The organism is Kitasatospora sp. MBT66 (assembly GCF_000710405.2).
GTDB lineage: Bacteria > Actinomycetota > Actinomycetes > Streptomycetales > Streptomycetaceae > Kitasatospora > Kitasatospora purpeofusca.
This window is the reverse complement of record NZ_JAIY01000020.1, coordinates 120,649-132,422: the sequence shown is the minus strand read 5'-3', so window position 1 is coordinate 132,422 and position 11,774 is coordinate 120,649. Positions and strand designations below refer to the sequence as shown.

Below are 11,774 nucleotides of genomic sequence, written 5' to 3'. Positions count from 1 at the left end.
GCGGACCCGCCCGCCCGGACGGCGACTCCCGCCGCGCGCGCGAGGCGCCGCAGGGTCTCGGCCAGCCGCTCCCAGGCCTGTTCGGGCACGGCCTCGGGGTCGTGCTCCAGCGGGACCAGCACCACACCGCCGGCGGCGGTGAGCGCGGACAGCGCCGACTGCCGGGTGGCGTGGTCGAGTTCGGTGCGCAGCCGGCGCAGCTTGCGGTGCCCCGCGACCGCCCGGTCGACGTCCGGGGAGCGCTCGTCGGGGTGCTCGGCGACGGCGAGGCGCAGCACCGCGTAGGCGGGCGGCAGGCCGATCCCGGCCCGGGCGGCCGCCGCCGCGACCTCGGCGGGCGCGCCGTCCAGCAGCGCGGTGACCAGGGCCCCTCGGGCGGCCCGCCGTTCGTCGGCGTCGCCGCGGCCCTCCGCCAGGTATCCGGCGCAGGTCGCGGCGGCGGCCCGGCGCAGGTGGTTGAGCATCAGCCGGTTGAGCAGCAGCAGGTCGGCGGCGTCGCCGTCGTCGGCGTGCCGGGTGATCAGCTCCCAGCAGACCTCCATGCCGAGGTGGTGGGCGAAGAGTACGGCGTCCAGCGGCACGCCCTCCTCGGCGCGCCGGGCGGCGGCCTCCCGGACGGCGGCGAACTCGCCCTCGGGGGCGGGCAGTCCGGTGCGGACGGCGTGGGCGAGGGCGCGGATCCGGCGGGCGGCGACCGGGACCAGTTCGCCGGCGGCGAGTTCGCGGGGGAAGCGGCGGTAGGCCGGCACCCGGTCCAGCAGTGCGGCGACCAGGGCCTCGGCCAACTCCGGTACGGCGCTCAGCAGACGTTGGTCGGCGGCGGTGCCGCCGATCACCGGGATCCGCCAACCGGCTGCGGTGGGGGGTGAATTGTGACCGGTCACAGAGAACTCCGTCGAGGTCTGGAAGCCGCCCGAGACCCAGGTCGGAGGGGCGACCGCAGGATGGAGGCACTCGGGTTACCTGTTGGTAACAAACTTCCGCTCCGGAGGCAACCGTTGAGAACCCCACTTCTCCGCTCCGCCGCAAGGCTGTTGCGCCGCAGGCTCCTTGGGGCCACTGGTGCGGCGCTCCTGGCCGGTGCGCTGCTCGCCGGCACTCCCGCCGGTGCGGCCCGGGCGGCGGACGCGACCCCCACCGAGCCCGCCGCCGCTGCCCCCGCCCCGGCTTCCGCGGCTGAACTCCCGCCCGACGGCGACACGGTGGCCTCCCCGCCCGGCGCCAACGACTGGACCTGCCGGCCGAGTGCCGCCCACCCGAACCCGGTGGTCCTGGTGCACGGCACCTTCGCCAACCGGTACGAGAACTGGCTGGTGCTCTCGCCGCTGCTGAAGAGCCTGGGCTACTGCGTCTTCGCCCTGGACTACGGCACGGTCCCCGGCATCACCTCGTCCGGCAGCGGACTGCTGCTGCCGATCGGCGGGCTCGCCCCGGTTGCCGACTCGGCGGCCCAACTCGCGCGCTTCGTCGACCTGGTGCGCGGGGCGACCGGCGCGGCCCAGGTCGACCTGGTCGGCCACTCGCAGGGCGGCATGCTGCCGAACTACTACCTGAAGTTCCTCGGCGGCGCGGCCAAGGTCGGCAAGCTGGTCGCCCTCGCGCCGTCCAACCACGGCACCACGCTGGACGGCATCACCAACCTCGCCCCGTACTTCCCGCGCGTCGCCGAACTGATCTACACGGCCTGCGCGGCCTGCCGGGACCAGGCGGTCGGCTCCGACTTCAACCGGCGGATGGCCTCCCGGCCGGACACCGTCCCCGGCGTGCGCTACACCGTGATCTCCACGGTCTACGACGAGGTCGTCACGCCCTACCGGAGCCAGTTCCTGGACGGTGCGGGCGGTGCCGGTGCGGCGGCCGTGGACAACGAGGTGGTCCAGGCGCACTGCCCGCTGTCGCTCGCCGAGCATGTGGCCGTCGCCTTCGCGCCGACCGCGCTGCACCTGGTCACCAACGCGCTCGACCCGGCCCACGCCACACCGGTGCTCTGCGGCTGAGGCCGCCACCACCGGTGCCGCTCAAGGCCGTTGCCGCCGCGTGGGAAGTCGGACGGGCCGACTTCCCGCGCGGCGGTCCGGTGCGCCGGGTGTCGGTGGGGGCGGGGATACTGCCGTGGACCGAGGACAGGAGAGTGGCGTGGGTTTCGTCGACGAGGTGCCGGTGCCGGTGTCGGAGGACTGGGCGGACTGGCTCGTGTACGCGCGGGCGCTGAGCGAGGCCGGTGATCCGCGGGGGGAGGCGATCCGGCTGGAGCACCGGGGGGCGCCGGCCGACGACCCGGAACTCGCGGCGCTGTACCGGCAGGTGGAGCGGGACTGCGGGCTGGACGGCCTCCGGGCCGACGGATCGTGGCGGCTCGGCTGGTCCCGCGGCTTCCTCGACACCGCCGGGTTCCGGCTGACGGAGGGGACCGGCCCGGCGGACGGGACCGCTCGGCGGCGCCGGGCGCTGGTGGTCCGGCTCCTGGCGGAGCTGCCGCACGGCGGCGACCACGACCCGGACGACCCCGAGCAGTGGGAGGCGGCCCTGGTCGACGTGCTGCTGCGCCACCCGGCCGCCGGGCGACTGCGCACGCTGGAGCTGCGCCTGACGGACCACCACCACTCGGCCGGGCGCGCCGCCGCGGCGCTCGCCGCGCGGCAGCGGCCCCGGCTCGCGGAGCTGTACCTCGGCCACCACTACGACACGCTCTTCGAGCTCCACCGGACCTCGACCGGCCGCCCGCTGGAGGTCGAGCGGTACCTGCACGACCCGGTGGTCCCGCACGAGGCGGGCCGGGCGCTCTGGCCCGCGCTGCCCGCCCTGCGCAGTCTGGAGCTCGAAGGCGCGTTCCTGTTCGACGACGTGGTGCACGAGGAGCTGACGCACCTGCGGACCAGGGGCGCGGTCTTCTCGGACGGGTCCCTGTTCGGGACGTCCACGCCGGGCCTGGTCGCGCTGGAGGTGGAGATCGACGACGACGTGCACGGCACCGTCGGCAGCAACCTCCAGCTGGAGGAGCTCGCCCCCGCCGGGTACCCCCGGCTGCGGCACCTCGACCTGGGCGCGGCGACGTTCGAGCCCGAGGAGGCCGGGGACCTCGTCGTCCTTGCCGAGCACCCGCTGCTGCCCCAACTGGAGAGCCTGACCGTCCGGGAGCTGGTGATCGAGGACACCGACGCGGAGCGGGACCCGCTGGCGGTCCTGACCGCGCTGGCCCCCCGGTTCGCCCACCTCGAGCTGCGGGTGGCGGGCGCCATCGAGGTCGAGGGCGCCGAGGTAGGGGAGCTGGAGCGGGTGCTCGCCGCGCTGGGACTGGCGCCGGACGCTCGCTAGCTAGTCGACGGAGACGCGGAGCGTGAGTACGGCGGTGGTGCCGGCGGGGTCGAGGGTGTGGGTGGCGGGGGCGGTGAGGAGGGCAGCGTCGTAGTGGGTGAGGGTGGTGGCGTCGTCGAGGTCCGCGGTGCCGGACAGGCAGACCAGCAGCACGGTGGTGCCGGCGGCGACGACGAGCGGCCGGGGCTCCGTCGCCAGGGCCAGTTCGGCGGTGGCGCGGCCGCGTCGGGTCATCACGTTGAAGTCGACCAGCGGGCCGCCGAGCAGCCGGCAGTCGGTGGCCGCGTCGCCGGAGAAGGCGAACGGGCGGAACGGCGCGTCGACGACGTGCTCGGTGCCGTCCACGGTCAGGGCCATCCCCGGGCCCTCGACCAGGGTGATCACCCGGTCCACGCCGGGGAAGGCGGAGAAGGGCCCGGCCGACCCGACGTCGGCGAGGCTGACCCGCCACTGGAAGTCGTCCAGCCCCGAACCCGCCGGGTACCCGGCGACCTCCCTGGTCACCCCGCCGCCGTTGCGCCAGGCGGTGGCCGGGCGTTCGGCGGCGCGGAGGAGCTGGACCGGTCCGGTGCTGTTCGTCATGGCGCGATCCTCGCACGGGCCCGGAGGCGTGGGGGACCCGCCGGTGAGCCCTCCGTCCGGCGGGCCGGCGGGCGGCTCAGTGCCGCCGGACGGCCAGCGGGAGCAGGGCGGCCACGGCGGCCGCGACCGCGACCGTGGTGAGGGCGAGCGGCAGGCTGGTCGCGTCGGCCAGGAAGCCGATCACCGGCGGGCCGATCAGCATGCCGCCGTACCCGAGCGTGGAGGCGAGGGCGACACCCCGGGGGCCGCCGGCGGCACCGGCCCGGGCGATGGCGAGCGGGAAGAGGTTGGCCAGTCCGAGCCCGACCAGCACGAACCCGGCCAGGGCGAGCGGGACCAGCGGGGCGAGCGCGGCCAGCAGCATCCCGGCCGCAGCTGTGAACCCGCCGAGCAGCATCACCCGGTTCTGCCCGAGCCGGACGGACAGCCAGGTGCCGCCGATCCGCCCGGTGGTCATGGCGAGCGCGTAGGCCACGTAACCGGCGGCGGCCGCCTGCGCGCCGGCCTGGACGTCGTCCGTCAGGTGCACGGTGGTCCAGTCGGCTATCGCGCCCTCGCCGTACGCGGTGCAGAACGCGGTGAGGCCGAGCAGCAGGACCAGTACGCGGCCGGCGCCGGCGGCGGTGCGGCCGGAGGGGGCCGCGGTGGTGGACGCGGTGGTGGACGCGGTGCCGACCGGTCGCGCCGCGGGGCTGCGGAGCAGGGCGGCACCCGCGAGCGCGGTGACCGCGAGGCCGAGCAGTCCGGCGATCGCGAGCCACTGGGCGGCCGTCAGGGTGCCGGCGAGCAGGCCGCCCGCCCCGGCGCCGAGCAGGCCGCCGAGGCTGTAGCCGGCGTGGAAGCTGGGCATGACGGGGCGCCCGAGCTCGCTCACGATCTCGACGGCGGCGCTGTTCATGGCGACGTTCGCGCCGCCGTAGCCGGCGCCGAAGAGCAGCAGGACGCCGCCGAGCGCGGGCACCGAGTGGGTGTGCGCGGGCAGCGGGACGGAGACCGCGAGCAGGACGAGCGAGGCCACCGTGATCGGCCGGGAGCCGTACCGCAGGCAGAGCCGGCTCACGAGCGGCATGGTGGCCACGGCGCCCGCCGACACGCAGAGCAGGGCGAGGCCGAGCGCCCCGTGCGAGGCGCTGACCTGGTTGCGGATGTCGGGGATCCGGACGACCCAGGCGGCGAAGAGCAGGCCGTCGACGGCGAAGAAGGCGGTCAGGGCGAGTCGGGCGCCGCCCCAGGAGGAGAGGGCGGACGCGGGGAGGGTGCGGGATCGGGCGCCGATGCTGCGAGACTGGGGGGACGGCCGGTCGGCGGGGGCATGGGGACGAATTTTGTTTCGGAGCGGCACAAAGTAAGAATAGGGACGTGCAGCTCTCACCTTCAAGTCCGAAGCCCGGGACCGGGGCCGAACTCGACGCGCAGCGCGACGCCCACCGCCGCGCGGCCCCCGACCGCGGCCGGACGCTGCTCGGTCCGGCGCTCCAGCTGATCCACACCGGCCAGACCCCGACCCGCTCGGCCCTCACCCGCGCGCTCGACGTCACCCGGGCCACCGCCGGCGCCGTCACCGCCGAGCTGGAGGCGCTCGGGCTGATCACGGTCGACTCCCGCCCGGCCGGGGGCGGCCGCGGCCGCCCCTCGCACCGGCTGGCCATCGACCCCGCGGGCCCGGTGGTGATCGCCGGACAGATCCACGCCGACGGCCTGAGCGTCACCCTGGCCGGCCTCGGCGGACTGCTCGACCCGCCGGTCCACCTGCCGCTGCCCGCCGCAACCGACCCGGTGCGGATGCTGCGCGCGGTGGCCCAGGCGGGCGCCGAACTCGCCCGCGCCACCGAGCGCCGCTGCCTCGGCGCGGCGCTCGCCCTGCCCAACCCGGTCACCGAACCGGACGGCACCGCACTGGCCGCGCTGCACTTCGCCTGGCCCAGCGGCACCCCGGTCGCTGACCTCTACGACGTCGAGGTGGGGCGCGCCGAGCACGGTCCGGGGGCGTTCGACCCGCTGCCCACCTCGATCGCCAACGACGCCAACCTGGCCGCCCTCGCCGAGTACCGGCACGGCGCCGGACGGGGCGCCCGGCACCTGCTGCTGGTCACCTCCGGCCACCGCGGGGTCGGCGGCGCGCTGGTCATCGACGGGCGGCTGCACACCGGCAGCGCCGGGCTCGCCCTGGAGGTCGGCCATCTGACCGTCGATCCGCAGGGCCGCCCCTGCCCGTGCGGCAACCGGGGCTGCCTCAACTCCGAGACCGACCCGGACGCGCTGTTCGCCGCGGCCGGTCTGACGCCGGACCGTGGGCGGCCGCTGCTCGACCAGGCCGGTGAGGTCTGCCGGGCCGCCGCCGTCGACGAGCGGGCCCGGGCGGCCGTGGAGCACGTCATCGACCGGCTGGGACTCGGGCTCGCCGGGGTCGTCAACATCCTCAACCCGGACCGGGTGGTGCTCAGCGGGCTGCACCGGGACCTGCTGGAGGCCGCGCCGGACCGGCTGCGGGCGGTGGTGGCCGACCGCAGCCTCTGGGGGCGCAGCGGCCGGGTGCCGATCGTCGGCGCCGAGCTGGCGCACAGCGCGCTGGCCGGGGCGGCGGAACTCGGCTGGCGCCCGTACCTGGCCGACCCGCAGTCGGTGCAGGTGGGGTGACTCCGCTCGGGGGCCCGTGGCTTCGGCGGTCGATAAGCGGAGCCTGGGGCTTCGCATAATGTCACTTATCGTGACACTCGTACACTCGTAGTGAGCGCATCGGAGGGGGGCTTCGAAGAACTCGCACGAGGAGAGTGGCAGGCCATGGGGACCGAACCGACCGTCGACGTCGACCGTACCGACCCGGAGTACCGGAGCTGGCTCAAGGAGGCGGTCCGCAAGGTCCACGCGGACGCGAACCGCTCGGCCGACACCCACCTGCTGCGCTTCCCGCTGCCCGCCGAGTGGGGCATCGACCTCTACCTCAAGGACGAGTCCACCCATCCCACCGGCTCGCTCAAGCACCGGCTGGCGCGCTCGCTCTTCCTCTACGGGCTCTGCAACGGCTGGATCCGCCCCGGCAAGCCGGTCATCGAGGCGTCCAGCGGATCCACCGCCGTCTCCGAGGCGTACTTCGCCCAGCTCGTCGGGGTGCCGTTCATCGCGGTGATGGCCAAGTCCACCAGCCAGGCCAAGATCGACCTGATCGAGTTCCACGGCGGCGAGTGCCACCTGGTGGACCGGCCGGACGAGGTGTACGAGGCCTCGGCCCGGCTCGCCGAGGAGACCGGCGGCCACTACATGGACCAGTTCACCTACGCCGAGCGGGCCACCGACTGGCGCGGCAACAACAACATCGCCGAGTCGGTCTTCGCCCAGCTGCGCCTGGAGCCGCACCCCGAGCCGGCCTGGATCGTGGCCACCGCCGGCACCGGCGGCACCTCGGCGACCATCGCCCGGTACGTCCACTACATGCAGTACGACACCCGGATCTGCGTCGCGGACCCGGAGAACTCCTGTTTCTTCGACGGCTGGGTGCGGGAGGACCCGGACGCGGTGTGCGACCGGGGTTCGCGGATCGAGGGGATCGGCCGGCCCCGGATGGAGCCGAGCTTCGTCCCCGGGGCGATCGACCGGATGATGAAGGTCCCGGACGCCGCCTCGATCGCCGCCGTCCGGGTGCTGGACGGGGTGCTCGGCCGCAAGGCGGGCGCCTCCACCGGGACCGGGCTCTGGAGCGCGCTGCGGATCGTCGCCGAGATGCGGGCGGCGGGGGAGCGCGGCAGCGTGGTCACCCTGCTCTGCGACCCGGGCGACCGCTACCTCGACAAGTACTACGCGGACGAGTGGCTGGCGGGGGAGCGCATCGACATCGCGCCCTACCGGGCCGGACTGGAAGCCTTCCTGGCCGGCGGAGCCTGGACGGGCTGACGGGCTGACGGGCTGACGGGCTGACGGACTGACGGGCTGACGGACTGACGGGCTGACGGGCTGACGGGCGGCTGACGAGTGGCGCCGGCCCCCACCGCCCCCTTCCGCTACGGCAGTCGGGGCGCGGGAAGGTCGGTGGGGACGAGCAGCTGGAGGTCCTCGGTGGACGGGTCGTCGAGCTGCGCCACCCGCATCGCGTGCCGCTCCACCATGGTCTCGAAGACCTGGCGGGCGGTCCGGCCGTTGCCGAAGGTCGGGCCGCGCTCGATGCCGGCGAAGTGCTCCAGCAGTGCCAGCGCGGTGGCGTCGGCCAGCGCGTACTCGTGCTCGGCGCACTGGGCGCGGGCGATCTCCAGCAGCTCCTCGGCCGTGTAGTCGGGGAAGGTGACGGTCCGGGAGAACCGGGAGGAGACACCGGGGTTGGCGGACAGGAACCGCTCCATCTCGGTGGTGTAGCCGGCCACGATGACCACCACCTCGTCCCGGTGGTCCTCCATCAGCTTCACCAGGGTGTCGATCGCCTCCCGGCCGAAGTCGCGGGCGCCGTCCTCGGGGGCGAGCGCGTACGCCTCGTCGATGAAGAGCACGCCGCCGCGGGCCCGGTCGAAGGCGGCGGCGGTGCGGATCGCGGTGGAGCCGATGTGCTCGCCGACCAGGTCCACCCGGGCCACCTCGACCAGGTGCCCGCGCTGGAGCACCCCGAGCGAGGCGAGGATCTCGCCGTAGAGCCGTGCCACCGTGGTCTTGCCGGTGCCGGGGGCGCCGGTGAAGACCAGGTGGCGGCGGAGCGAGGGGGCCTTGAGGCCGGCCTGCCGGCGCCGCCGGCCGACCGAGATGAGGTCGATCAGGGTCCGGACCTCCTGCTTGACGGTGGCCAGGCCGACCAGCCCGTCGAGTTCGGCCAGTGCCTCGTCGGCGGGCCGGCAGTCCGGGATCGGTCCGATCACCGCGGGCGCGGCGGAGGCCAGGGAGCCTGCGGAGGAGGCGAGTTGGGCGCGCGGCCCGGGAATCTCGGTGGCCGGTGACGGCAGCGCCGCCACATCGTCCGAGGTGCAGCCCTCCACCACCGGTCCGGGCTCGGAGAATTCGAAGCCGGCCCGCTCGTTCTGCTCGGCCCGGCACCGCGTCAGCACCGTGCGGCAGCCGTCGATGATGTGGAAGCCGAAGCCCTTGCCGTGCGAGACCCGGCAGTCCTCGAAGGTGCCCCGGCCCTGGGCGGAGACATAGACGCCGGCGTCCGAGCCGGCCCGGACGGTGCAGTCCCGGAACACCGGGTCGGCGCCCTTGGTGACGATCACCCCGGTCGCCACGTCGGAGATCTCGCACTTGGTCAGCAGGCCGCCGCTGCCGTGGTCGCGGAACCACAGCCCGGTGCCCGCCTCCTGCACCCGGCAGCCGCTCAGCGTCACCGTGGCGCCGCCGCTGACCGACACCGCCGAGCTGCGGATCCGGCTGAAGGAGCAGCCCTCGGCGACGGCGGCGGAGTCGCGGTCCAGGACGAACAGGGCGTCCGGCAGGTCGTGCAGGGCGCAGTCGGTGAGGGTGAGCCGGGCGCCGTCGCTGACCCACAGTGCCGGGTACTCGCCGTTCGAGCCGTGGATCTCGCAGGACTCGGCGCTCGCCTCGGTGCCCTGGTCCCAGACCGAGAGCGCGCCGCGCCCGAAGTCCCGCACCGTGGAGTGGGCGAGGCTGAGCCGGGCCCGGCCGCGCAGGTCGGCCGCGTTCTCCGGCAGGTCGTGCACCCGGCAGCCGGTCAGGACGAGTTCGGCCTCGCTGTCGAGGGTGAGGCCGTTGCCGGTGACCCGGTGGATGTCGCAGTCCACCAGCCGCCCGCCGGCCCGGTCCTCGGCCTGCACCCCGCTGCCGCGGATCTCGTAGATCTCGCAGCCGGTCAACTCGGCGGCGCTGCCCGGGTCGGAGAGCAGGACGCCCGCGCCGGTCGCGTGGTGCACCCGGCAGCGCTCCAGCGCGGCGGTCGCGCCACCGAGCACGGCGAGTCCGGCCTGACCGGCGGCGGACACCTCGCAGTCCTCGAACGCCGCCGCGGTGCCCGGTCCGCGCAGCCGCAGGCCGAGCCCGTCCGGGTTGGCGACCACACAGCCCTTGAGGGTCGGCCGGGCGCCGTCGACGACCTCGATCCCGGCGGCGGAGCGGGTCTCGACCCGGCAGCCGGTGAAGGAGGGGGCGGCGTCCGCGCCGGACACCAGCACGGCGGGGGAGGACCGGTCGCTTCCCTCGATCACCAGGTCCCGGACGGTGGCCGAGGCCGTCACGGTGAGCGGTACGCCGCCGGGAGGGTCGATCCGGACGGTCCCGGGGCCCTGGGCGGGGACGATCGTGACCGCCTTGTCCACGACCACGTTCTCCCGGAAGGTGCCGGACCGCACGGTCACCGTGTCGCCGGGTTCGGCGGCCGCCAGGGCCTCGGTGAGCGTGTCGTACTCGCCGGCGCGGCGCCGCCAGCGGGATGCGCTGTCCTGGGTGACCCGGACCCTGTGCTCAGCCATGACGGTTTGTTGTCCCCACCTTCATCGAGCCGGCGATCTGCGGACCGGACGCACGCGGGCGCCGTTCGCCCGGACGCGGCGCACGGGGTGCGCGGGTCGTCCGCCCACCGTAGCGCGCCCGCACGGATGCTCCCGCCGTTCCGCACTGCCCGGTGGCGGGCGGGGCCGGGTGCCGTCGCGGGTTCACCACATGCTTCAACGAGTGCGCACAGTTCCGGTTCCGGGACGCGGGTGCGGAAGCGGCCGGGGGCCGGTGCGGCGCCGGTGGGGGAGCGGCCGGTTGCGGGGCCGGCCGGGAGCCCCGGGCAGGGCACCCGCGCGCGGGTACCGGCGCGTGGGCGCCGGCCCCGTGCGCCGGGAGCGCGCGGTCCCTCCCGGTGGCGGCCGTCCGCGGAGGCGTTCCGCGGACGGCCGTCCGAGGAAGCCGACCGCAGCGGCCGGCCGGGCCGGAGGGTCAGACCAGTCGGTCGGACGGCCACTCCATGCCGTCCTCCAGGACCTCGACCTCGTCGCCGAGCCGCAGCGTGCCGAGCGCATCGCCCTCGACGCCCGCCGGCCGCTCCGGAATCAGGTTCTGCCCGAACGCGGCCTTCTTCAGCAGCCGGTGGTGCTTGGCCAGGGTGCGCAGCGGCTCCGCGCCGCGCCGCTCACCGCTCTCCTGGTCGGTGGTGGTGACCACGCAGCGCCCGCACGGCTTGACCACCCGGAAGGTCAGTCCGCCGATCCGGATCCGGCGCCAGCCGTCCTCGGCCCAGGCGTCGCTGCCGGAGACCACCACGTTGGGGCGGAACCGCTCCATCGGCAGGGTCTCGTGGCCGTCGGGGTGCGCCTCGGCGATCAGGGTGTTGAGCTCGGCCAGCGAGGCGGTGGTGGTGAGCAGCAGCGGGAAGCCGTCGGCCATCGAGACGGTGTCGCCCGGCGACGAGAAGCCCGGTTCGACGGGCCGGGCGCGCGGGTCGTCCAGGTGCACCAGCCGGTAGTCGCCGAGCTGCTCGGCGATCCACAGCTGGGCCTCCTTCCCGGCCTCGGCGGCGTGGAAGCGGGTGCCCCAGACCTCGACGTCGGCGAGCTGGGCGCCGACCGCGACCGAGGGGGCGGGGATCTCGGCGCGGGAGCCGCCGGGCGTGGTGAGGACGAGGGCGCCGGTGGCGGTGAGCTCGGTCCGGACCTGGCCGATGGCGGCGTTCTCGCGCTGGCTGACGAAGCGGCCGGTGGCGTCGGCGAGCATCCAGCGGCGGTCGCCGGCCAGGCCCCAGGGTTCGACGAGCGCGCTCTCGGGGCTCAGACGGTACATGGACTTGACGGGGTAGACGTGGAGTCCGGTGAGCTGCATGCCTCCATCCTGCCAGCCCCGCCCGAACCGGCCGCGGGTGAGTCCTGCCTCGCTCGCGGACCGGTGACCGGAACCGCGGCCGGAAGCCGCCGGGGCCGGTGCCGCGAGGGACTGCCCCGACACGCTGCCCGAACGCGCACGGACCGCCC

At 75.3% G+C, this 11,774-nt stretch carries 8 protein-coding genes and 1 pseudogene; 4 read left to right on the top strand and 5 right to left on the bottom strand.

Annotation, left to right across the window (positions count from 1 at the left end):
• Positions 1-884: pseudogene (locus BI06_RS51965) on the bottom strand (PucR family transcriptional regulator); the annotation flags it as partial.
• 114 nt (positions 885-998) lie between these two features.
• Here BI06_RS51965 and BI06_RS41635 point away from each other — a divergent pair.
• Both BI06_RS41635 and BI06_RS41630 read left to right on the top strand, forming a co-directional pair.
• Positions 999-1,997, top strand: coding sequence for a triacylglycerol lipase (locus BI06_RS41635; protein WP_233290523.1), 999 nt, complete (start codon positions 999-1,001; stop codon positions 1,995-1,997).
• A gap of 139 nt (positions 1,998-2,136) precedes the next feature.
• Positions 2,137-3,315, top strand: coding sequence for a hypothetical protein (locus tag BI06_RS41630; RefSeq protein WP_199523451.1), 1,179 nt, complete (start codon positions 2,137-2,139; stop codon positions 3,313-3,315).
• Here the strand turns inward: BI06_RS41630 and BI06_RS41625 are convergent, their stop codons facing one another.
• Both BI06_RS41625 and BI06_RS41620 read right to left on the bottom strand, forming a co-directional pair.
• Positions 3,316-3,897: a HutD family protein gene (locus BI06_RS41625; RefSeq protein ID WP_030396911.1), complete on the bottom strand. Its 582-nt coding sequence runs from the start codon at positions 3,895-3,897 to the stop codon at positions 3,316-3,318.
• Positions 3,898-3,973: 76 nt separating this feature from the next.
• Entirely contained in the window at positions 3,974-5,239 is a 1,266-nt protein-coding gene (locus BI06_RS41620; protein WP_030396910.1) for an MFS transporter, read from the bottom strand.
• Positions 5,240-5,355: 116 nt separating this feature from the next.
• Between BI06_RS41620 and BI06_RS41615 the strand changes: the two genes are divergently transcribed.
• Positions 5,356-6,534, top strand: coding sequence for an ROK family protein (locus BI06_RS41615; RefSeq protein ID WP_043477585.1), 1,179 nt, complete (start codon positions 5,356-5,358; stop codon positions 6,532-6,534).
• Positions 6,535-6,678: 144 nt separating this feature from the next.
• Complete coding sequence (locus tag BI06_RS41610) at positions 6,679-7,785, top strand: PLP-dependent cysteine synthase family protein (RefSeq protein ID WP_030396908.1); 1,107 nt, start codon at positions 6,679-6,681, stop codon at positions 7,783-7,785.
• Positions 7,786-7,892: 107 nt separating this feature from the next.
• Here BI06_RS41610 and BI06_RS41605 read toward each other — a convergent pair whose 3' ends face one another.
• Positions 7,893-10,292: a right-handed parallel beta-helix repeat-containing protein gene (locus BI06_RS41605; protein WP_030396907.1), complete on the bottom strand. Its 2,400-nt coding sequence runs from the start codon at positions 10,290-10,292 to the stop codon at positions 7,893-7,895.
• Positions 10,293-10,746: 454 nt separating this feature from the next.
• Entirely contained in the window at positions 10,747-11,625 is an 879-nt protein-coding gene (locus BI06_RS41600) for an MOSC domain-containing protein (protein ID WP_043477307.1), read from the bottom strand.
• Between the last annotated feature and the right edge of the window lie 149 nt (positions 11,626-11,774).

Bases quoted from the DNA above. Each gene is read 5' to 3' on its own strand.
- BI06_RS41625 (WP_030396911.1), bottom strand. From the start codon at position 3,897: ATGACGAACAGCACCGGACCGGTCCAGCTCCTCCGCGCCGCCGAACGC.
- BI06_RS41605 (WP_030396907.1), bottom strand. From the start codon at position 10,292: ATGGCTGAGCACAGGGTCCGGGTCACCCAGGACAGCGCATCCCGCTGG.
- BI06_RS41610 (WP_030396908.1), top strand. From the start codon at position 6,679: ATGGGGACCGAACCGACCGTCGACGTCGACCGTACCGACCCGGAGTAC.
- BI06_RS41600 (WP_043477307.1), bottom strand. From the start codon at position 11,625: ATGCAGCTCACCGGACTCCACGTCTACCCCGTCAAGTCCATGTACCGT.